Annotated in this window: 16 protein-coding genes; 8 read left to right on the plus strand and 8 right to left on the minus strand. The window is 67.1% G+C overall.

Annotation, left to right across the window (positions count from 1 at the left end; genetic code table 11):
- Nucleotides 1-41 precede the first annotated feature (41 nt).
- Together QXK92_RS32180 and QXK92_RS32185 are read right to left on the minus strand one after the other, a co-directional pair.
- Complete coding sequence (locus QXK92_RS32180; protein ID WP_306248579.1) at nt 42-299, minus strand: hypothetical protein; 258 nt, start codon at nt 297-299, stop codon at nt 42-44.
- A gap of 150 nt (nt 300-449) precedes the next feature.
- The gene (locus tag QXK92_RS32185) at nt 450-4,589 is read right to left on the minus strand and encodes a bifunctional nitrate reductase/sulfite reductase flavoprotein subunit alpha (RefSeq protein ID WP_306248581.1); all 4,140 of its coding nucleotides are present in this window, start codon (nt 4,587-4,589) and stop codon (nt 450-452) included.
- Nucleotides 4,590-4,952: 363 nt separating this feature from the next.
- Here QXK92_RS32185 and QXK92_RS32190 point away from each other — a divergent pair, with 363 nt between their 5' ends.
- Both QXK92_RS32190 and QXK92_RS32195 read left to right on the plus strand, forming a co-directional pair.
- Complete coding sequence (locus QXK92_RS32190) at nt 4,953-5,423, plus strand: LppP/LprE family lipoprotein (RefSeq protein WP_306248708.1); 471 nt, start codon at nt 4,953-4,955, stop codon at nt 5,421-5,423.
- A 140-nt stretch (nt 5,424-5,563) separates the two neighbouring features.
- Nucleotides 5,564-7,018, plus strand: a complete 1,455-nt coding sequence (locus QXK92_RS32195; protein ID WP_306248583.1) for a NarK/NasA family nitrate transporter — start codon at nt 5,564-5,566, stop codon at nt 7,016-7,018.
- Here the strand turns inward: QXK92_RS32195 and QXK92_RS32200 are convergent.
- The 4 genes from QXK92_RS32200 to QXK92_RS32215 form a co-directional block, all read right to left on the minus strand.
- Nucleotides 7,015-8,955, minus strand: coding sequence for an acyl-CoA dehydrogenase (locus tag QXK92_RS32200; protein WP_306248585.1), 1,941 nt, complete (start codon nt 8,953-8,955; stop codon nt 7,015-7,017). The two genes, QXK92_RS32195 and QXK92_RS32200, sit on opposite strands and share 4 nt — an antisense overlap.
- Nucleotides 8,956-9,214: 259 nt before the next feature.
- Nucleotides 9,215-9,544: a hypothetical protein gene (locus QXK92_RS32205; RefSeq protein WP_306248587.1), complete on the minus strand. Its 330-nt coding sequence runs from the start codon at nt 9,542-9,544 to the stop codon at nt 9,215-9,217.
- Nucleotides 9,545-9,776: 232 nt separating this feature from the next.
- Nucleotides 9,777-12,317, minus strand: a complete 2,541-nt coding sequence (locus QXK92_RS32210) for an ABC transporter permease (protein ID WP_306248589.1) — start codon at nt 12,315-12,317, stop codon at nt 9,777-9,779.
- 68 nt (nt 12,318-12,385) lie between these two features.
- Complete coding sequence (locus QXK92_RS32215; RefSeq protein WP_306248591.1) at nt 12,386-12,862, minus strand: MarR family winged helix-turn-helix transcriptional regulator; 477 nt, start codon at nt 12,860-12,862, stop codon at nt 12,386-12,388.
- Nucleotides 12,863-12,980: 118 nt separating this feature from the next.
- Between QXK92_RS32215 and QXK92_RS32220 the strand changes: the two genes are divergently transcribed.
- The gene (locus tag QXK92_RS32220) at nt 12,981-15,038 is read left to right on the plus strand and encodes an ATP-binding cassette domain-containing protein (protein ID WP_371934633.1); all 2,058 of its coding nucleotides are present in this window, start codon (nt 12,981-12,983) and stop codon (nt 15,036-15,038) included.
- On the plus strand, nt 15,035-15,883 hold the full coding sequence (locus QXK92_RS32225) for an energy-coupling factor transporter transmembrane protein EcfT (protein ID WP_306248595.1): 849 nt from the start codon (nt 15,035-15,037) through the stop codon (nt 15,881-15,883). Before QXK92_RS32220 ends, QXK92_RS32225 begins: the two co-directional genes overlap by 4 nt.
- A 4-nt stretch (nt 15,884-15,887) precedes the next feature.
- Here QXK92_RS32225 and QXK92_RS32230 read toward each other — a convergent pair whose 3' ends face one another.
- The gene (locus tag QXK92_RS32230) at nt 15,888-16,334 is read right to left on the minus strand and encodes an Lrp/AsnC family transcriptional regulator (protein WP_306248597.1); all 447 of its coding nucleotides are present in this window, start codon (nt 16,332-16,334) and stop codon (nt 15,888-15,890) included.
- A 127-nt stretch (nt 16,335-16,461) separates the two neighbouring features.
- On the opposite strand from QXK92_RS32230, the gene ddaH reads away from it, so the two are divergent.
- From ddaH to QXK92_RS32250, 4 genes are read left to right on the plus strand one after another with little or no spacing between them, the layout of a single operon-like run.
- Nucleotides 16,462-17,325 carry a dimethylargininase gene (ddaH, locus tag QXK92_RS32235; protein ID WP_306248599.1) on the plus strand — a complete coding sequence of 288 codons (864 nt, stop codon included), beginning with the start codon at nt 16,462-16,464 and terminating at the stop codon, nt 17,323-17,325.
- Nucleotides 17,322-18,545, plus strand: coding sequence for an ornithine--oxo-acid transaminase (gene rocD / locus QXK92_RS32240; protein WP_306248601.1), 1,224 nt, complete (start codon nt 17,322-17,324; stop codon nt 18,543-18,545). The genes ddaH and rocD overlap by 4 nt, the downstream gene beginning before the upstream one ends.
- 24 nt (nt 18,546-18,569) lie before the next feature.
- Nucleotides 18,570-20,015 (plus strand): amino acid permease, encoded by a 1,446-nt coding sequence (locus tag QXK92_RS32245; RefSeq protein ID WP_306248602.1) that lies wholly within the window; start codon nt 18,570-18,572, stop codon nt 20,013-20,015.
- Nucleotides 20,012-20,890, plus strand: a complete 879-nt coding sequence (locus QXK92_RS32250) for a universal stress protein (RefSeq protein WP_306248605.1) — start codon at nt 20,012-20,014, stop codon at nt 20,888-20,890. Before QXK92_RS32245 ends, QXK92_RS32250 begins: the two co-directional genes overlap by 4 nt.
- Before the next feature lie 5 nt (nt 20,891-20,895).
- On the opposite strand, the gene QXK92_RS32255 is transcribed toward QXK92_RS32250, so the two are convergent.
- A complete protein-coding gene (locus tag QXK92_RS32255) occupies nt 20,896-22,233 on the minus strand; it encodes an adenylate/guanylate cyclase domain-containing protein (RefSeq protein ID WP_306248606.1) in 1,338 nt (445 codons plus the stop codon).
- Nucleotides 22,234-22,381 lie beyond the last annotated feature (148 nt).

The raw sequence follows: 22,381 nt of genomic DNA on the forward strand, positions 1-22,381 counted from the left end.
GGTGCGTCACGTCACGTTAGCGCTGAAGGAGAAACCGGGGGTTACCAGCCGGAGGCGGATTTGCGCGTGTCTTGGTTGAGGTCGGGGTGATCCGTCATGTCGCAGATGCATACGTCCTGGGCCCGGCGGCGGAATCGCCCGGCGCGTTCGAACTTCAGGTGCTGGGCGTAGACCTTGTCGCGCTGCTTCTGGGAGAACGCAAAGTCCAGGTTGACCGGCAACCCGGCCCAGTCGACCTGTTCAGCGGGTGTGTTGGAACCCTGGCGGGCCCGGCAGTGCCGGGGACAGACAGTGTGCATGCCGGTCCCTGATGGACCATCAGACTCCCGAGCCACGCGTACGACCCTCCCTCGAGTGCACGTTCTCTTGGGTGAATGGTGCGACGCCCATGTTTCAGCTGAAGGCGTGTGACGTTTCCGTCAAATTACGGGGTTACCCAGCTTCCGGGCTCAGTACACATCGCGGTGGTAGCGCTTGTCGGTACGCAGTGTCTGCACGAAGGCCTTGGCGGCGTCCGCATCGAGTTTGCCGTGCTGGGCCGCGATATCGCAGAGTGCCTGTTCAACGTCCTTCGCCATCGGGTCGGCACTGCCGCAGACGTATAGCTGAGCGCCGTCCTGCAGCCACGCCCACAGTTCGGCGCCGCGCTTGCGCATCAGGTGCTGCACGTACACCTTGTCCTGCTGGTCGCGGGAAAATGCCAGGTCGAGTTCGGTGAGCAACCCGTCGGCGTGCATCGCCTGGATCTCGTCGCGGTAGTAGAAGTCGGTGGCGGCGTGCTGCTCGCCGAAGAACAGCCAGTTGGGTCCGGTGTGGCCCAGCGCACGCCGCTCCTGAAGGAATCCGCGGAACGGGGCGATCCCGGTGCCGGGTCCGATCATGATCATGGGTGTCTGCGGGTCACCGGGGGGCCGGAAGTTCTTCGACGTACGCACGTAGACCGCGATCCGGTCACTGGGCGAGCGGTCGGCCAGATAGGTGGAGCACACCCCGCGCCGCGGCACCCCCTGAAAGTTGTACCGCACCGGCGAGACGGTGAGGTGGACCTCACCGGGGTGCACCTTGGGGCTCGACGAAATCGAATAGAGCCGCGGCTGAAGCGGTTTGAGCACAGCGAGCCACTCGTCGACGGACGCGTGCACCGGCGCCTGCCCGAGCAGGTCCACCGACTGGCGCCCCCAGGACCAATCCGCCAGCGCAGTCCTGTTCTCCGGACGCATCAACTCGCTCAGCCGCGCCGCCGCGTCGGCGTTGCCGGTCCGCTGCTGCACGAAACGCAGCAGGTCGGGGCTGATGTGCGCGATCTCGAACCGGTCGGTCAGGGCGGTGCGCAGCGACATCGCGCCGTGGTCGGCGACCTCCACCTCGGTGCGGCCATCCAGGCCGGTGGCGGTCAGCCATTCGTCGACGAACTGCTCGTTGTTGTGCGGCCACACGCCGAGCGCGTCGCCGGCCTCGTAGTGCACCGTTGCCTCCGGCACGTCGAAGACCAGCTGGCGCACGTCTTTGGCCGAGCGGGGCCGGCTCAGGGTGACGTTGCGGATCACACCGGTGACCAGGGGACGCGTCTTGGTGTACGCGTTCGTGCTGGCCACGGGGATGGCCGGCTTCGTGACGGGGCTCCCGGATTCCGGCGGTTGCGACAACGCGGCCACGACGTTGTCGAGCCAGCGCGCCGCGGCCTCCTCGTAGTCGGGCTCGCAGTCGACACGGTCGGTGATGCGGGTCGCGCCCAGCGCGGCGAGCCGTTCGTCGAGCCGGCGCCCATGACCGCAGAAGTCGTCGTAGTTGGAGTCGCCGAGGGCCAGCACGCCATAGCGGGTTTCGCCCAGCGCAGGTGCGCCCTGGTCCGACAGCGCCTGCCACAAACCGGCCCCGTTGTCAGGGGGATCGCCGTCACCGGTGGTGCTGGTGACCAGCAGCAACTCGCTGACGCGCGGCAGGTCGCCGACCGGGAAATCGTCCATCGCATGTACGGCGACCGGCAGTGAGGCGTGGGTCAGACGCGCGGCCAGCTCGCTTGCGAGCTCCTCGGCATTGCCGGTCTGTGAGGCCCACAGCAGCACCACGGGTGCCCGGCTCTGGGCGGTTTCGGGTTCCCGGACGGCGTCCGGTGCCGGCACCGGGGTGCGCGAGCATATCCCCGCGATCACGCCGTCCAGCCACAGTCGGGTACGGGTATCGAACGGTGCGCTGGCCGGCAAGGTGGGCAGTCCGGTCATCGGCCGCCCGGCCTCGAGCCGCAACCCGGCCAGCAGCCCCGCCAGGTAGGCGCGACCGTGCGGGTCGAACTCCGGTGCGGGTTCGGTTGCCACGCCCAGGAATTCGGCGATCGCGTCGATCTGCGCCAGGCTGACGTGCGCAGGTTCGGGTTCCGGGCGGCCACTGCGCTGCGGTTCGACCGGAGCACGGCCGGCGACCTTCGTCAGAGTGACCGCGCAGGCCTTGTATTCCGGCTGGCGCGAGATGGGGTCGACGGCGTCATTGGTGACCGCGTTGATCGAAAGGTATTCGCCGAACGAGTCGTTCCAGTGAAACGGCGCGAAGCAGTTACCCGGCCGTACCCGGTCGGTGACGACGGCGGGCAGGACCGCACGCCCGCGCCGGGACGCGATCTCCACCCGATCCCCGTCGCTGATCTGTTGGCGGGCCGCATCTTCGGGGTGAATCTCCACGAACGGGCCGGGATTGAGCTTGTTGAGCTTGGCTACCTTGCCCGTCTTTGTCATGGTGTGCCACTGGTGCGGCAGGCGGCCGGTGTTGAGCAGGAACGGGTAATCCTGGTCCGGCATCTCTTCGGGCGACAGATGTGGGCGGGCGAAGAAGACGGCCCGACCGTGCGGGGTCGGGAATGCGAGGCGGGGTACGTGCCCGTCCTCCCGGACGACCAGGGCCTGGCTGACGCCGTCGTTGAGGTATCGGATCGGGTTGCGGTCGTTGGGGCTGTCGGGTGGGCAGGGCCACTGCACAGGTGTCTGGCGTAAGCGTGCGTAGCTGATGCCGCGGATGTCGTAACCGGTTCTGGGGTTGCTGAACCGCTTGATCTCCTCGAACACCTCTTCGCTGGAGCTGTAGCTGAACCAGTCGGCAAACCCCATCGCACAGGCGATCCGGGCGATGATCTGCCAGTCGGGCAACGCCTGAGCCGGTGGATCGACCGCCTTCTGGAACAGAGTCAGGTTGCGCTCGGAGTTGACCATCACTCCGTCGGACTCCGTCCACAGTGCGGCCGGCAGCACCACATCCGCGTATGCGTTGGTCTCGGTCTCCAGATAGGCGTCCTGGGTGATCACCAGTTCGGCCTGCTCCAGACCGGCCAGCACCGTCTTCCGGTTGGCCACGGTGGCAACGGGATTGGTGCACATGATCCAGCACGCCTTGATCTGTCCGTCGGCCATGCGGGTGAACATGTCGATCACACCGTCGCTGACGTCGGTGCGCAACGACCCGCGGGCAATGCCCCACTGGTCCTCGGTGAACTCCCGGTCTTCGGTGCTGGTCACCGCCCGCTGGCCCGGCAAACCCGGCCCCATGTAACCCATTTCGCGTCCGCCCATCGCATTGGGCTGGCCGGTGAGCGAGAACGGGCCGCTGCCGGGCCGGCAGATTGCTCCGGTCGCCAGATGCAGGTTGCAGATCGCGTTGGTGTTCCAGGTGCCGTGCGTGCTCTGGTTGAGGCCCATCGTCCAGCAGCTCATCCAATTCGCGGCTTCACCGATCCAGCGAGCCGCGGTGCGGATGTCGTCGGCGGGAATGCCGGTGATGTCGCTGACGTGGTCCGGGGTGAACTGTTCCAGGAAGCTGGGCATCACCTCCCAGCCGGTGGTGAATTCGGCGATGAAGTCCGGATCGGTATGCCCGTTGCGCGCGATCAGGTGCAGTAAGCCGTTGAGCAGCGCGAGATCCGAGCCGGGGGCGATCTGCAGGAACAGATCGGCCTTGGCGGCGGTCGCGGTGCGGCGTGGGTCGACGACGATCAGTTTCGCACCGGCTTTGACCCGTTCCATCATGCGCAGGAACAGGATCGGATGACAGTCGGCCATGTTGGCGCCGATGACCAAGAACACGTCGGCGTGGTCGAAGTCTTGGTAGGACCCGGGCGGTCCGTCGGCGCCCAGCGACAGCTTGTAGCCCGAACTGGCGCCGGCCATGCACAGGCGCGAGTTCGACTCGATCTGGTTGGTGCCGATAAAACCCTTGGCCAGCTTGTTCGCCAGGTACTGGGCTTCCAGTGACATCTGTCCCGAGACGTACAGGGCAACGGCGTCGGGTCCGTGCTTGTCGATGATGCCCCGTAACCGCTTGGCGGAGCGCATGATCGCGGTGTCGGTGTCGACGGGTTCGAAGGGCTGACCACGGTCGGTCCGCGCGTATGCCGACTCGGCTCGTCCCGGTGCCGCAAGAAAATCAGCGGTGGTCGCGCCTTTGGTGCACAACCGCCCGAAGTTGGCCGGATGATCTTCTTGTCCAAGTGTTTTGGTGATGTGACGGCGGCCGCTTTCGGGATCCGTTGTGAGCTGCAACACCATGCCGCATCCGACGCCGCAGTAGGCGCACATGGTGCGCACCGCATCGTCGGGGGAGTGCATGGTGGTTGTCCGACCTCTCGTCTCGCGCACACGGACCTGCGGAAAATCGTCCGGTAGTGATGTTTCGGTGCGGATCACCTGAGGTTTCAGCGGCTTTACGGACTTCTCGCAGCGGGATGTGGCGTGGTGTGCGGTGTCGGTAATTCGGCACGAAATTCGGGGTGGTGCCCGGCGCCGGCCTCACGGCGACCGCGGTCTTCGTTGACCGGTGATCTTCGCCGAGGTTACCCACGCCGAGCCCCGTGAAAGGCCCTGCACCTGCGGTTTTGACCAAACCCGACGGACATTCACAGTGCGCGTCCAGCTGCGGGCCCCGTTCGTTAAGCTCGCGAGGTGCGTTCTCGGTTCGGTGCTGCCCTGCTCATGCTGGGGATGGCGGTCACAGGGTGTGACGACCACGCATCGGCGCCGCCGCAGGCGAAGCCGGCCTCCTGCAAGGAGTCAGACAGTCCCACCGCCGACACGGTGCGCCGGGCCATCGCCGCCGTCCCGGTCGAGGTGCCGGGTTCTGCCTGGGTGGAGTTCGCCCGCGGTCACACCAGGAAATGCCGGCTGAACTGGGTGCAGATCATCCCGACCATCGCCTCGGAGTCGACGCCGCAACAGCTGCTGTTCTTCGACCGCAACACCCCGCTGGGTTCGCCCACCCCGAACCCCAAGCCCTACATCACGGTGCTGGCGCCGGCCGACGACACCGTGACCGTGCAGTACCAGTGGCGTAACGGCAGCGACGAGGAATGCTGTCCCACTGGCAAAGGCACGGTGAAATTCGAGATCGGGCCGGACGGCAGGCTCAAGGCGCTCGGTCCCATCCCGCACCAGCCGCCCAGCTAACCGCCGGTCGCCGCCCCCTTCAGCACTTCTACAGCACACCTACAGCAGTTTCAGGCTGCTTACGGCGTGCTTGACCCAGGTTCCGCTGGCACGCTTGGTCTTCCGTGCGAGAGATCGTGCACGAAAGACGAAGGAGGGTCATGGACCTGCAGACGCTGCCGCGGCGAGCGGAGTCGTGTGACGTCGTTGCGGCCAATCGTCGTGGCCCACGTCACATCTCACACTGGGACGCCGAGGATGTGGTGGCCTGGGAGGCCGGGAACAAACTCATCGCGCGACGGAACCTGTTGTGGTCGGTCGTCACCGTTCACCTGGGCTACTCGGTGTGGACGCTGTGGCCGGTGATGGAACTGTTCATGCCGCAGAACGTGTACGGATTCTCGACGGGCGACAAGCTGCTGCTGGTCATTACCGCGGCCCTGGTCGGTGCGTGCCTGCGCATGCCCTACTCGGTGGCCACTGCGGTCCTGGGCGGGCGAAAGTGGGCGATCATTTCGTCGGCGGCATTGATCGTCCCGGTGGTCGGCACGATGGTGTTGCTGATGCATCCCGGTCTGCCGTTGTGGCCGTACCTGATCTGCGCTGCGCTCACCGGATTGGGCGGCGGCAACTTCGCGGCCTCGATGAGCAACGCCAACGCCTTCTATCCGCAGCGTCTCAAGGGCTCCGCCCTCGGATTGGCCGGCGGCGTCGGCAATCTCGGGGTACCGGCGATCCAGTTGGTCGGGCTGCTGGTGATCGCCACCGCGGGTGACCGCAAGCCCTACCTGGTGTGCGGGCTGTATGCGGTGTCGCTGGTGATCGCATGCATCGGGGTGACCCGATCGATGAATACCGTTGCGCAGCATCACGTCAAGCCGGAAAAGCTGCGGCCGATCATCGCGGCGATGTTCGCCACCCGCGACACGTGGCTGCTCTCGCTGCTCTACCTCGGCACGTTCGGCTCGTTCATCGGATTCTCCTTCGCGTTCGGCCAGGTGCTGCAGAACAACTTCGTGGCCGGTGGGGAAACCGTCGCCCAAGCCAGCCTGCACGCCGCCGAACTCGCCTTCCTGGGGCCGTTGTTGGCAGCTGTGGCAAGGGTTTACGGCGGCCGGCTGGCCGACCGCATCGGTGGCAGCCGCCTGACGCTGATGGTGTTCACCGGCATGACGTTCACCGCGGGACTACTGATCGTCGCCAGCGCCCACCAGCACCGCCAGCACGGCGGCGCCGCCATGGCCGGCTACTTCGCCTGCTTCATAGCCCTTTTCGTGCTGTCCGGGCTGGGCAACGGATCGGTCTACAAAATGATCCCGACGATCTTCGAGGCCTGCAGTCGCTCGCTTGACATCACCGAAGCCGATCGCCGGGAATGGTCGCGGATCATCTCCGGCGTCGTCATCGGGTTCGTGGCATCGGTCGGCGCGCTCGGCGGGGTCGGAATCGACCTCGCGCTGCGGGCGTCGTACCAGAGCACCGGTGCGGGCACCGAGGCATTCTGGATCTTCATGTGCGGCTACGCCGCGGCCGCCGCGCTGACCTGGCAGGCCTACGTCCGCCGCGCCGTCACCCCGGTGGTGCAGTCGGCGGAACTCGTTGTGAGCAAGGCTTAGTCGGGGAGGTTCTCCGGGTGCAGCATCTCTGCGTAGCGCAGCTGCTCAGGGATGCCGAACCCGTCGACCAGCGTCCGGGCGTGCGGGCGCAGCACCCGGCACCGGTCGTTGATGCCCCGGGTCACCGCCTTGGCGCGCTCGGTCGACAGGTACCGGTGCTCGATGAACCACGCCTTGTCCTCTTCGATCACCGACAACGCGTAGAGGTCGCACACCACCCCCAGCAGCTCGCGCGCCTTCCGGTCCGGGCATGACTCGATGCCGGCGACGAAGGCCTCCAGCACCACCGTGTCGATGTGCGCCTTCGCGGCGTGCAACACGTGGTCCTGCACCGTGTTGAAAGCGTCGAAGGCCGACATCTCCTTGGATTTGCCTTGCAGGCGGCGCGCCACCGACGACAGCAGGTAGTCCTCGCGGTCTTCGAACATCTGCACCTGGGTGCCGCGGTTGAACAGGCTGCCTTCTTCCTCGTTGTCCTGTCTGGCGTCGACGATGCGCTGCATGATCGCTTCGGCCGCAGTGCGTTTCTTCACCCGGTCGCCCACCGTGTTCGCCGCGAAACGCACCCACTCGACCGGGCTCATGCTCTTGATGTCGTCGGCGTAGGCGGTGAGCAGTTCCTTGGCCACCAGCTGGGTCAGCACATGGTTGTCACCCTCGAAGGTGGTGAACACGTCGGTGTCGGCCCGCAGGGCGATCAGCCGGTTCTCGGCCATGTAGCCTGCGCCGCCACATGCCTCCCGGGCCTCCTGGATGGCCCGGGACGCGTGCCAGGTGTTGGCCGCCTTCAGTCCGGCGGCACGCGCCTCCAGCTCACGCTGTTCTTCGGCGTCCACTACGTCGGAGGTCTGCAGGTCGTGGCATTTGGACACCAACTCGTTCTGGGCGAACTGCAGCGCGTAGGACCGGGCGATCAGCGGGAACAGCCGCCGCTGGTGCACCAGGTAGTCCATGATCAGCACTTCGTTGTCGTCATCGCCGGGCGCGCTGAATTGCCTGCGCTGCAACGCATAACGGGTGGCGATGTCCAGCGCGACGTGCGCCGCGTTACCGGCGCTGCCACCCACGGTCACCCGGCCCCGGATCAGCGTGCCGATCATCGTGAAGAACCGCCGGTTGGCGTTGTCGATCGGCGAGGTGTAGGTGCCGTCCGGTTCGACCTCGCCGTACTTGTTGAGCAGGTTGACTCGCGGCACCCGGACGTTGTCGAACATGATGCGGCCGTTGTCGACGCCGGGCAGGCCGCCCTTGTAGTGGCAGTCCGAGGTGGTGACCCCCGGCAGGTCGTTACCGTCGGCGTCACGCAGCGGGACCAGCACGCAGTGCACGCCGTGATTGACCGGCTTGCCGTCCTTGTGGGTGATCAGTTGCGCGAAAACCGCTGCGATGGTTGCGGTCTCGGCCGCGCCGCCGATGTAGTCCTTGCGCGACGTCGGGGTGGGGGAGTTGATGACGAACTCTTCGGTTTCGGCGTCGTAGGTGGCCGTCGTCTCCAGCGACTGGACGTCGCTGCCGTGTCCGGTCTCGGTCATCGCGAAACAGCCGAGCAGGTCGAGGGTGATGATGTCCCGCACATAAGAGGAGTGGCGTTCGGTGCCCAGGTTCTCCACGGCGCCGCCGAACAGGCCCCACTGGACACCGGCCTTGACCATCAGGGAAAGATCCGACATGGCCAGCATCTCGATCATCGTGACCGCCGCTCCGACGTCACCGGTGCCGCCGTGCTCCTTGCGGAACCCTTCGTCCGACACGCCGGCGGCCGCCATCATCTGCATCTGCTCGGCGACCTTCGCGCGGGCGATGACCGTGTTCGGGGTGTGGTGCGGACGGAAAGCCTCGTGCGAGAGCTTGGCCCGCGTCTCGTTCTTCACGTCCCGCCAACGCCCGTCGAGTGCGTCGCGGATGTAGTCGGCAGTGCTTTTGGTGTCGGATGCCATGACCCGACCGTAGCCCGTCGCCTGCTCTGCCGGAACAGGTCAGCCCTATGAACACAGTGTGTCGCAGAAATCTTTCAGTGATGTCGTGCTTCGTCGTGTTCGTTGCCGTCAGCCACGACCACGCCGAGCACCGTCGGGCAGGGTACCCGGGCATTTTGATCTGATTCCGGCACAAGGGAATTGGCCAGCGCACCGATAATTGGCGCACTATGGCGACGCTATCGTGCGGCAAAGCGGAATGCGGGGCTGGCGTGTGCGACTAGGGGCACATGAAGCTGATCGGCGGGCACTGCCTGATGGTGATCGCCTCGATGGGCGGATTGTCGCCGTCCCACATGGAGATCGGCATGCCCTGCGAGGTCAGGTTGCCCATCCCGTAGTTGGTCGCATACCAGGTGTGGCAGACGCTCCAGTCCCAGTCGACGAACTGGTTCGTCACATAGGGCATCTGCTTAGGGTTGCCCGGGCACCACCGGTGCGGCTGCGTCGTGTCCGCGTGGGCGACACCCAGACCCAGGCCGGTGAGTACCGCGGACCCGGCCAGCGCTGAGGCCGCGAGGACTTTCCTGGTTGTGCTGGCCAGTCGCATGACGGCCCTCCTTTCTTCGCGCACGCAGGCGCGGGAACCACCCCACAGGGGGTTCGCGCGCCAGTGCATTCGAGCCATTGTCAGGTCATCAAATGGCTCTTGACCTCTGTTGGGATGGAGATTAACGGCGCTGGTTTGCGAAATTCTTGCGTCCGGACGTGCCAATTGCAGGCGTGCGGGTTACCAGTTGTGCTGTGCAGCGCGGGCACCGCGCGCCGTTTACGTCGGGCAGTCAGGCCTTGTCGCGGCGTGGCGACGTGGCCGCCGGACGCAACCGGTAGCGGACGAAACCGAGCCACACCAGGGCGAGCAGTCCGAGCATGAGCATGTCGAACACCCACCAGCCCGAATAGTGACTCCACATCGCGTTGTGATCGGCCAGCTTGTCGATCCGTCGCAAGTCCACGGTGGCTGCGGCGGCCGCAAAGCCCCATTGGGCCGGAATGAACCAGGAGACCTGGTCGTAACCCCAGGTACCCACCAGCGAGACGAGTCCGCCCGCGAACAACAGTGAGGCCAGCAACGCCGGGATCAATAGGGGCAGCACCTCGGCCATCGACTTGCCCAGCGAGGACAACGCGAGCCCCACGATCGCCGACACGACGGCCGTCGCCGCCACGGTGACGTACAGCTCGATGCCCGCTGCCAGTGGGGAAGTGCCGAACAGCGCCGCGCCATGCTTGGGCCCGCCTTTACCGACGATCACGATGGCGGTCAGGACGGCAGCCTGCGCCGCGGCGATCAGGCCGAAGACGGCGAGTTTGGCCATCAGGTAGGCCGATGCCGACAGACCGATCGTCTGCTCCCGCCGGAAGATCCGGCGTTCGGAGACCAGGCTCCCGATCGTCAGTACGGTGCCCATGAGCACCGCGGCGAAGTTGAGCGCGGCCAGGATCTCGATCGCTTCGTGCGCATTCGCCGACGCCGGGCCGGACCGGCTCAACCCGGAATTCCCGGGGATCAGCAGCGTCAGCGCGCCGAGGGCGAACGGCAGCGCAAGCAACAACAGCGAAAAGACGGGGCTGGCGGCCAGCAGCCGCAACTGCCGACGGGCCACTAGCCGGAACTGACGTTTGACGCCGGGCACGGGTGCGAGCCGCTGTGGTCTGGCGATCGACGGCGGCGTCGGCGAGACCGCAGCCTGTTGTCTGATCAGGAAGGCGTGGTGCGCGCCGTGCGGGTCCGCGCTGATTCGCCCGAAGATCTCCAGCCAGTCGGTGGTGCCCAGCGCCGAGTCGATGTGCGAGGGCGGCCCGGCGAACGCCAACTGGCCCGCCGGCGTGAGCAGCAGCACCTGGTCGCACATGTTGAGGTATGCCGGCGACGTGCCGGACACCACCACCACGCAGCCGAGGTCGGCCTGGCGGCGTAGCAGCGCCATCACGTGGTTCTCCTGGACCGGGTCAAGCCCGGTCCCCGGCCCCTCGACCACCAGCAGCGACGGCCTGGTCAGCAGTTCGACCGCCAGCGACACGCACCGGCGCGCTTCGGGCGGCAACTTGGCGACCCGGGTCGTGCGATGCGGCGTGAGTTCGAGCTCGTCGAGGACCTGGTGCACGACCCGGTCACGGTTCTCCGGCGAGGTGTCCGGCGGCAGCCGCAGCTCGGCCGCATATGCGAGGGCGCGCTCCACGGTGAGCCGGGGGTGCACCCGGTTGTCGCGCGGAATTACCCCGATGCGCAGGCGCATCATGTCGGGCTCGGCGTGCGCGTCGTGGCCGTCGACGGTCAGCAGACCCGAACTCATCGGCCGGCTGCCGGCGAGCAGACCGGTCAAGGCGAAATTGCGTGCCGCCGACGGCCCGACCACGGCGATCAGGGAGCCCGGGGGCGCCGTGAACGTCACGTTCGACAGCACCTCGCGGCCATCCACAGTAAGTCCCAGCTGATACCCGGCGACGCCGATGGTGCGCGCGCCCGGCAGCAGCGGCAACCGGCTGGTCTGGGGCGGGAGCTCGCCGGGTCTGTTGTCGCCGGGCAGCAGTTTCCGGCCCGCCTCGGTCATCCGCTCGAGCAGGCCCGGGCCCGTGGCCGGGGCGTCGTCCGGTGCCGGCGGGGCGGCAGATTCGTCCGCCGGCACGTACCGGAATGGCCTGGTGGGTCGCTCCAGCGGGGAGTGCTCGACGGGGCCATATACGGCGGCGGGCTGGGCCGGGATGCTGGTCGTCGCGGGTTCTTCGACGGGCTGCGCCGGGATGCTGGTGGTGGGTGGGTCCGCCGGTGCGGCGGGGATGCTGGTGGTAGCGGGTTCCCCGATGGGTTGCGCCGGGATGCTGGTGGTAGGTGGGTCTGCCGGTGCGGCGACGGGCTGCGCGGGGATGCTGGTGGTGGGTGGATCTGCCGGTGCGGCGGGGATGCTGGTGGTAGCGGGTTCGGCGTCGTGCGCCCGAACAGGTTGCGGCAGCGGAGTTTTCACTCCCAGCGGATCGGTGGTCGGGGGCGGGGCGTCGTCGGGTGCTGTGACCTCGAAGCGCAGCCGCGGCCCGCGCTGCGGGTCGCCGATCGCAATCGTCTGACCGTCCCGGATATCGATGGTCGACATCCGCGCCCCATCCAGAAACAAGCCTTGATGGCTCTGATCGACGGCCAGCCAGTGGGTACCGGCGAAGCGCAGCACCACATCGGGGACGGGTCGTGTGTCGGGGCCGCCGGGGTCCAGTCGGACGTCGCAATGTCCGCCGTGCCCCACGATCACGTCGCGGCCCGGCGCGAAGACGTACCGCATCGATCCGACCCACACGGTCAACGGGGAGACGTCAGGGATGGCCGTCACCTTTCATCGTGGAGTGCTGACTCAAGTGTCTACCCGCTGAGGCGGTCCCTCCACTCGCAATGACCGGATCAGAGTGTGTGGCGGCCCGGTGTGGTAGCAGAGTTTTCCAGCAGACGCCGCAGCACCTCGACGGCTTCCGTCAGCACCTGACGGTCGCCGGGGTCGAGACGGGCCAGCTGCGGTGCGATGGCGGCGGCCCGGTCCCTGCGCACCGCGTTGAGTGTGTGAACACCATTGGGGGTGATCTTGATACGGACCGCGCGGGCGTCGCCGGGGTCGATGGTCCGGGACACCAGCCCGGCATCCTCGAGCCGGCGCACCTGAGTCGTCATCGTCGGCTGGGAACAGTGGTCCACCGCGGCCAGGTCGCCGATGCGGGCTTCCCCCTGGGCCTCGATGGTTGCCAGCAGCCGGGCCTGTGCCGACGGCAAGGGCATCTGGATCCGCTGGGTGGCCAGCCGGTTCAACCGCGCGACCACTGCCAACAGGTCGGCTCCCAGACCGTGCGCGACGTCAGCGTCTTTTGCCGCGGCGGACGAAGTCATACATCCATCGTTGCATAGCTTTGCTATGCGAGACCAATCGTGAAAGGCGTCACCCCAAATGCCCGGCGGCCCGTGTGCTGGTCACCCTGCGACGAGCGGACCTGGCAGAATCGGTCGAGTGAGCGAGACCGGGCCACCCCCTTCGCGCGCTCGGGGTGGACCGCTGCGACCGAGTGAACTGGCGCAAGCATCGGTGATGGCTGCGCTGTGCGCGGTGACCGCCATCATCTCCGTCGTGGTGCCGTTCGCCGCGGGGCTCGCGCTGCTCGGCACCGTGCCCACCGGGTTGCTGGCCTACCGTTATCGCCTGCGCGTGCTGATCACCGCGACGGTCGCGGCCAGCGTCATCGCCTTCATCATCGCCGGCGGCGGGGGATTGATGGGCGTCATCCAGAGCGCCTATATCGGAGGGCTCACCGGAATCATCAAGCGGCGGGGACGCGGCACGCCCACCGTCGTGGTGTCTTCGGTGATTGCCGGCCTGGTGTTCGGCGCCGCCAACGTCGGGATATTGATGGTGCTGACGCGCCTGCGGCACCTGATGCGCGACGCGATCAGCGCGAACGTGAACGGGCTGGCCTCGTTCTTCGGCCGGGTCGGCTTGCAGGCTGCCGGGTTCTGGCTCAAGAAGCTCTACGCCGGCGCTCTGCCCTACTGGCAGCTGGTCCTGCTCGGCGCGGTGGCTCTCGGGGTCGTCTTCATCTCCCTGATCGGGTGGTGGGCGCTGTCCCGCCTGCTGGAACGGATGCGGGGCATCCCGGACGTGCACAAGCTGGACGCTCCGCAGGGCGATGTCCCCGACGCCACCGTCGGCCCGGTCCCGGTGCGGCTGGACCACGTGCGATTCCGCTACCCCGGAGCCGGCCAGGACGCGCTGCGCGAGATCAGCCTGGACATCGGCGAGGCCGAACACGTCGCGATCACCGGCGCCAATGGCTCCGGCAAGACCACGCTGATGCTGATTCTGGCCGGCCGGGAGCCCACGTCGGGCACGGTGCAGCGGCCAGGGGCGGTGGGGCTGGGCAAGCTCGGCGGCACCGCCGTCGTCCTGCAACATCCCGAGAGTCAGGTGCTCGGCACCCGCGTCGCCGACGACGTGGTCTGGGGGCTGCCGCCGGGGACCACGACCGACGTCGAGAAGTTGCTGCGCGAGGTGGGACTGGAAGATCTGGCCGAGCGCGACACGGGCAGCCTTTCCGGCGGTGAACTGCAGCGCCTGGCGCTCGCGGCCGCGCTGGCCCGCGAGCCCGCCATGCTGATTGCCGACGAGGTCACCACCATGGTGGACCAGCAGGGCCGCGAGGGCCTGCTGAATGTGTTGTCCGGCCTGACGAAACGGCACAAGACGGCGTTGGTGCACATCACGCACTACAACAACGAGGCCGAATCTGCCGACCGGACAATCAAACTCAGTGATTCCCCGGACAACTCCGGGATGGTGCAGCCCGCCGGAGACGCGCAGCTGCCGACCGTGGGAGTGGGCGGAACACGCAGCGGGTCGACGCTCGAACTCGTGGGTGTCGGGCACGAATACGGCATCGGAACCCCGTGGGCCAAGACGGCGTTGCGCGACATCAACTTCGTCGTGGAGCGGGGTGACGGCGTGCTCATCCACGGAGGCAACGGCTCGGGCAAGTCGACGCTGGCGTGGGTGATGGCGGGTTTGACGACCCCGACGAGTGGTGTCTGCCTGCTCGACGGCCGCCCCACCGACGAGCAGGTGGGCGCGGTGGCGCTGTCGTTCCAGGCGGCACGGCTGCAGTTGATGCGCAGTCGCGTCGACTTGGAAGTGGCTTCCGCGGCCGGTTTTTCGCACAAGGACCGCGACCGGGTCATCTCGGCACTCGGCGTGGTCGGACTCGACCCTGCGCTGGCCGGCCGCAGCATTGACAAGCTCAGTGGCGGCCAGATGCGCCGGGTGGTCCTGGCCGGGCTGCTCGCCTGCAAGCCGAAAGCCCTGATTCTGGACGAGCCGCTGGCCGGCCTGGACGCCGAAAGTCAGCGCGGCCTCCTGCGCCTGCTGGAGGATCTGCGGCGGGAGCGGGGTCTGACGGTGGTGGTCATCTCGCACGACCTCGTCGGGATGGAAAGCCTCTGTCCGCGCACCCTGCACCTGCGTGACGGTGCTTTGCAGCCGGCCTCAACGTCCGGCGTACGACCGGGGGGCGTGGCGTGACGACGACGTCTCATCCGCGGCAGCGAGAGAACCGCCGACCCGGTCGCCCGGTGGTGTTGCTGGTTCCCATTCCCGGCTCCTCGCCCATCCACGAACTGTGGGCCGGGACGAAACTGTTGGTGGTATTCGGCATTTCGGTGCTGCTGGCGTTCTACCCGGGTTGGGTGACCATCGGGTGCGCCGCGGCCCTGGTGCTGGCGGCGATCTGGATCGCCCGTATCCCGCGCGGTGCGCTGCCGTCGATACCCCGCTGGCTGTGGATCGTGATCTTCATCGGTGGTTTCACCGCGGCGCTGGCCGGCGGTGATCCGCTGGTCTCGGTATCCGGGCTTGAGCTAGGACTCGGCGGTTTCCTGAATTTTCTGCGGATCACCGCGCTGACACTGGTGCTGCTGGCACTGGGCGGACTGGTGTCCTACACCACCAACGTCGCCGAAATCGGGCCTGCGGTGGCCACTTTGGGCCGGCCGCTGCGGCTGCTGCGGCTGCCGATCGACGAGTGGGCGGTGGCACTGGCGTTGGCGTTGCGCGCCTTCCCCATGTTGATCGACGAGTTCCAGGTGTTGTACGCGGCGCGGCGGCTGCGGCCGAAACCGGTGCCGCGCAGTCGCAGAGAGAAGCGCCAGCAACGCCGGATGGAGGTCATAGACCTCCTCGCGGCCACCATCACCGTGACGCTGCGCCGCGCTGACGAGATGGGCGATGCCATCACCGCGCGCGGCGGCACCGGTCAGTTGTCGGCCCACCCGCGGCGGCCCAAGCTGGCGGACTGGCTGACGATCACGACCGCCGCGCTGGTCTGCGGCGCGGGTGTGGCGATTCAGACGATCCTTTCCGCGCACTAGTCATTCACGGCCGCATCCGGTCGATCAGATTCGAGAGCACCACGATGCTTTCACTGCGCTCGATGTCGGCGCTGGATCTGATGCGTTCCAGCGCGGTCTCCAGGTGCCGCATGTCCCGGGCTAGTACGTGCAGGATCGCGTCGGATGTGCCGGTGACGGTGGCTGCGCTGACCACCTCGGGGATGTCCACCCACGCCTCGCGCAACTTCTCCGGCGCAATCCGGCCGTGGCAGAACACCTGGACATAGGCCTCGGTGTTCCAGCCGAGCGCGTTGTGGTCGACGACGGTGGTGAAGCCCCGGATCACCCCGCTGTCGAGCATCCGGTCGACGCGGCGCTTGACCGCCGGTGCGGAGAGGTTCACTTTCTGACTGATCTCGGCGAAGGTGGCCCGGGCATGCTCGGCCAGTTCGACCAGGATGCGCTCGTCCGTGTCGTCGAGTCGGTCCATACCACACCTCCGTCAGTCGTGTGCGCAACAGATCGTCACTGTGCGAAGCCTAGCGCAATAAATCAACGGTAAGTGCGCAATGTAGTTCGTTTGCTTGCGCCATAGCGGCCCCATAGCGTTGATATTTATGACGGACAACTATGTGGACGCCCGATTCGCGCCGGGGGCCCGGCACGTCACGGGGCGCGACCGCACTCCGACCGCCCGGCATTATGCGATGACACCGCCGACCTTCTTCGCCGTCGAATACGCGATCAACCCGTGGATGGACACCAGTACGCCGGTCGACGTCGGGCGCGCCACGGCCCAGTGGGAACGGCTGCGCCAAACCTATGTTCGGCTGGGCCACCGGGTCGATGTGGTCGAGCCCGTGGCAGGCCTGCCGGACATGGTGTACGCCGCCAACGGCGGTTTCGTCGCCCAGGAGGTCGCCGTCGTGGCCAGGTTCCGGTTCGCCGAGCGTGCCGACGAGTCCCGGGCCTACGCGAACTGGATGGCCTCGATCGGCTACCGGCCCGTGTCCACCCGTCACGTCAACGAAGGCCAGGGTGATCTGCTGCTGGTCGGCGATATGGTGCTGGCAGGCTACGGGTTTCGCACCGACCCTCGCGCGCACGCCGAGATCGCCGCTGCGCTGCGAATGCCGGTGGTGTCGCTCGAACTGGTGGATCCGCGCTTCTACCATCTCGATACCGCGCTGGCCGTGCTCGACGAGCACACCATCGCGTACTACCCGCCGGCGTTCAGCGAATCGGCTCAGACCCAGTTGCGGGCGTTGTTCCCCGAGGCCATCACCGTCGGCACCCCCGACGCATACCTCTTCGGGCTCAACGCCGTCTCCGACGGCTACCACGTTGTACTGCCCTCCGCAGCAACGGGATTCGCGCAACAGCTACGGGCGTACGGCTTCGAGCCGATCGGCGTCGACCTGTCCGAACTGCTCAAGGGCGGCGGCTCGGTGAAGTGCTGCACATTGGAGGTGCACTCATGACCATTCTGGCGGAGTCGACCGACACGGCCATCGCGCTGGTGGAAAGGCATGCAGCGCACAACTATTCACCGTTGCCGGTGGTGGCTGCCAGCGCCGAAGGGGCCTGGATCACCGATGTGGACGGCCGTCGCTACCTGGACTGTCTGGCCGCCTACTCGGCGGTCAACTTCGGCCATCGCCACCCCGAGATCATCGCGACGGCCCACGCCCAGCTCGATACGGTCACGCTGGTCAGCCGCGCCTTCCACTCCGACCGCCTCGGTCCCTTCTGCGCGGCCCTGGCCGAGTTGTGCGAAAAGGACATGGTGTTGCCGATGAATTCGGGCGCCGAGGCGGTCGAGAGCGGCCTGAAGGTCGCCCGCAAATGGGGCACCGATGTCAAGGGCGTCCCGGCCGGCAAAGCCAACATTATCGTGGCGGACAACAACTTCCACGGACGCACGATCAGCATCGTCAGCTTCTCCTCGGATCCGGTGGCACGTGGCGGATTCGGCCCGTTCACCCCCGGATTCCGCTCCGTGCCGTTCGGCGACGCGGCCGCCCTGGCCCGGGCGATCGACGAGCACACGGTCGCGGTGCTACTCGAGCCGATCCAGGGCGAGGCGGGCATCATCGTGCCACCGGACGACTACCTGCCCGCGGTGCGTGCGCTGTGCAGCGAGCACAACGTGCTGATGATCGCCGACGAGATCCAATCGGGATTGGCGCGTACCGGTTACACCTTCGCCTGCGACCGGTGGGGCGTGGTGCCCGACGTCTACCTGCTCGGCAAGGCGCTGGGCGGGGGCGTCGTCCCGCTGTCGGCGGTGGTCGCCGACCGGGACGTCCTCGGCGTGCTCAATCCCGGTGAACACGGCTCGACGTTCGGGGGCAACCCGCTGGCGGCTGCGATCGGCACCACCGTGGTGGACATGCTGGCACGCGGCGATTTCCAGTACCGCTCGGCCAGACTGGGTGCGCACCTGCACGAGGGGTTGAGTGCGCTGGTCGGTCATGGCGTGACGGCGGTGCGCGGCTTCGGGTTGTGGGCTGGTGTCGATATTGACCCGGAGCTGGGTTCCGGTAAGCAGATCAGCCTGCGGCTGGCCGATCGCGGAGTGCTGGTCAAGGACACCCACGACTGGACGCTGCGGTTCGCTCCGCCGCTGGTGATCACCGCCTCGGAGATCGACTGGCTGGTGGGGCAGTTCGCCGCCGTGCTGCGGGAGGCCCATACTTAGCTGACACAGCGATGGGAGGCGCAGTTGCCGACTACTTCGATCCCCCTGCGGGAACAGATGCTGCGCCGCCGCCCGGTAGGTGGTGCGCCCGTCGCACAGGGGGCCGCTTCTGAGCTCAAACGCAGCTTCGGCACCTTCCAGCTCACCCTCTTCGGCGTGGGGTCGACCGTCGGCACCGGAATCTTCTTCGTGCTGTCCCAAGCGGTGCCCGAGGCCGGGCCCGGCGTGCTCGTCTCCTTTCTGGTGGCCGGCATCGCGGCCGGGCTGGCCGCGATCTGCTACGCCGAATTGGCCTCCGCCGTGCCGGTTTCCGGCTCGTCATACTCGTACGCCTACACCACCCTGGGCGAGGCGGTGGCCATGGTCGTGGCGGCGTGCCTGCTGCTGGAATACGGAGTGGCCACCGCGGCGGTGGCCGTCGGATGGAGTGGTTACCTCAACAAGCTGCTGCACAACCTGCTGGGAGTCGAACTGCCACACGCCTTGTCGGCGGCACCATGGGACAAGACGCCACCGGGTGTCTCGCACGGTTGGGTCAACCTGCCGGCGGTCATCCTGATCGTCTTGTGCGCGCTGTTGTTGATCCGTGGCGCCAGCGAATCGGCCAAGGTGAACACGATCATGGTGCTGATCAAGCTCGGCGTGCTAGGTCTGTTCGCGGTGATCGCCTTCACCGCCTTCAACGACGACCACCTCAAGAACTTCGCGCCGTTCGGTGTCGCCGGCATCGGCACGGCGGCTGGCACCATCTTCTTCTCCTACATCGGCCTGGACGCCGTCTCGACCGCGGGTGACGAGGTGAAGGACCCGCAGAAGACCATGCCGCGCGCATTGATCTCGGCGCTGGTCGTGGTCACCGGCGTCTACCTGCTGGTCGCGCTGTCCGCGCTCGGCACTCAGCCGTGGCGGGACTTCGGTGCCCAGGAGAATGCCGGGCTGGCCACCATTCTCGACAACGTCACGCACAGTCGATGGGCCGGCACGGTGCTGGCCGCAGGCGCGGTCATCTCGATCTTCACCGTCACGCTGGTCACCATGTACGGCATGACCCGCATCCTGTTCGCGATGGGCCGCGACGGCTTGTTACCCGCCCGGTTCGCGACGGTGAATCCGACGACCATGACCCCGGTGAACAACACCGTCATCGTCGCGGTCGCCGCGGGACTGCTCGCGGCGTTCGTGCCGCTGGACAAGCTGGCGGACATGGTGTCCATCGGTACCTTGACGGCGTTCATCGTGGTGTCCCTGGGCGTGATCATCCTGCGCGTGCGCGAACCCGATCTGCCGCGTGCCTTCCGGGTGCCGGGATATCCTGTGACACCGCTGCTTTCGGTGCTGGCCTGCGGGTACATCCTGGCAAGCCTGCACTGGTATACCTGGCTGGCGTTCAGCGGCTGGATCGCGGTAACGCTGATCTACTACTTCGTGTGGGGCCGGCATCACAGCGCCTTGAATGAGAACCCGCCGTGAGCGTCGTCGTCGGATACCGGGCCGACAAGGTAGGCCTTTCGGGGCTGTACCTGGCGGTCGGCATCGCCCGGACACTGCAGACGTCGCTGACGGTGGCGACCATCGTGCCCAAGGGCTGGCCCACGCCGTCGCTGGCCCGCGTCGACGCCGAATACGAGCACTGGGCCGAGCATCTCGCCGAGAACTCCGCCAATGAAGCCCGGGCCTTTCTGTCCCCGTTGACCGAGGGGCTCAAGGTCAACTACCGGCAGTGTGCACACCGCTCGGTATCGACGGGATTGCTCGAAGTGGCCGAGGAGGTGGACGCGGAGATGCTGGTGCTCGGCTCGCTGCCGAGCGTGCGGCGCGTGCAGATGGTGGTCGGTACCACCGCCGACTGGCTGCTGCACTCCTCGCCGGTGCCGGTGGCGATCAGCTCGCCCGGATACCACTCGACGACAGGCAGATTGACCCGCCTGACATGCGCCTACTCCGCGATCCCGCAGGCGGTGAGCGTGGTGCGCCAGTGCGCGGCGTACGCCGAGCGGATGGGAGTACCGCTGCGGGTGATGACCTTCGCCGTCCGGGGCCGGACGATGTATCCACCCGATGTGGGACTGGACGCCGAGGACAGCATCCTCGAGGCGTGGGCGGTGCAGGCGCGCGACGTGCTGGAGTCGCTGAAGGCCGACGGCGTCGTGGGCAAAGACGTTGCACTGCAGGTGGTTACCGCGCGCAGCTGGGTCGAGGCGCTGCACAGCGCGGACTGGGTCGACGGCGAGATCCTGACGCTGGGCACGTCGCCGGGCGGCGATATCCGGCGAGTGTTCCTCGGCGTCCGCAGCGGCAAGATCATTCGCCACAGCCCGGTGCCGGTGCTGGTGCTGCCCGGCTGACGTCGCTAACGCGTCTCCACCCGGTAGACGTCGACAGGCTCCGGCAGTCCCTTGAGCTGGTGTGCGCCAAGGCTTTCGAACAGCAGCCCCGAGCCCGCCGACAGATCGCGGACGGTGCGGCTGGCGAGCACCTCACCGGACCCGGCCATCGCTCCGATGCGGGCGCCGATGTGAACCGCCAGGCCGCTCCACTCCTCGCCTCGCCGCTCGCACTCACCGATATGGATGCCGGCGCGGATCGGGATATTGCGGGCGGCGAGGGCGGGCACCAACTGCAGCGCGCAGCGAGCCGCCTTCGTCGGCGCATCGAACAACGCGAAAATTCCGTCGCCGGTGTGGCTGACGCGTGTTCCGCCGTAGCGCGCGAGCAGGCTGTCCACCACGCTGTCGTGGCTGTTGAGCTGGTGGCGCCATGCCGCGTCGCCCACCGCGCTGAGTTTCTCCGTCGAACTGACGATGTCGGTGAACAGCACCGTCTTGAGGACCCGCTCGTCGGCCGGAGCGCCTGAGGTCTCCGTAAAGAACTCGTTGGCCGCTGCACCCAGCTCATCGAGGACGTCGAAGGGGGTGTGCGGGCCCGGCGACAACAGGTCGAAACGGGCGTTGGGTATGCCGGCGGCGAGTGCCGCCGCGGATTCCACCGGCACCAAGCGATCACCGTGACGAGCCAGAACAAGGGTCGGCACCTGCACGGCGCCGAGAACGGCACGTACGTCGGTCTCCATGAACGCCTGCCACCAAAGCTTGGCCATCGAAGGACTGGACACCGAACGTTGTAGCTTGCCGAACAGTTGCCGGACACCGGAGACCTCGGCAGCCGTCCCGTAGAAAATCTCGGCCAATGCGCCTCGGCCCCAGTCTCTTTCGACTTCGTCGAGCTGGGATTGCACCTCGGCGGGGGAGAACCCCCACGGATAGTCGGGCGGATCCTGGGAAAAACGGGCGGCGCTGCCGAACAATCCGAGCCGGCTGACCCGATCGGGGTGGGTGGCGGTGTACAGGATGCTCACCGCGCCGCCTTCGCTGGTACCGAACAGGCTGACCCGCTCGATGCCCACCGCTTCGACTATCGCGGCGAGATCCTCGACGCGTTCGTTCAGCGACAGCAAGTGTGTCGCAGGATCGGAGATGCCGCTGCCGCGCCGGTCCCACACGACCAGGCGCATCTGCTGCGACGTCAGTTCGATGGCGCGCAGGTAGGGACTGTCGGGTTCGTCGATGGTGTCGACGTTGCCGACCACCCACCCCGGCACCCAGATGAGCGTCGGACCGGATTCGCCGAAGATCCGGTACGCCAGGCGCACGTCGCCGTTGCGGGCGTAGCGCACGCCGTCGTCACTCATACGGAGATGGTGGCACCTCGCGGGTCCGGGAGAGTAACACGGGTTCGCGACTGAACAGATCACCAAATTCATGCATCAGTTGAACAAATCAGCTGATATGTTCATTGCAGCAGACGACGACGTCCGCGGCCAGACGATGACGGAGGAG

The sequence above is a fragment of the Mycobacterium sp. TY815 genome, from assembly GCF_030755135.1.
Classification (GTDB): Bacteria; Actinomycetota; Actinomycetes; order Mycobacteriales; family Mycobacteriaceae; genus Mycobacterium.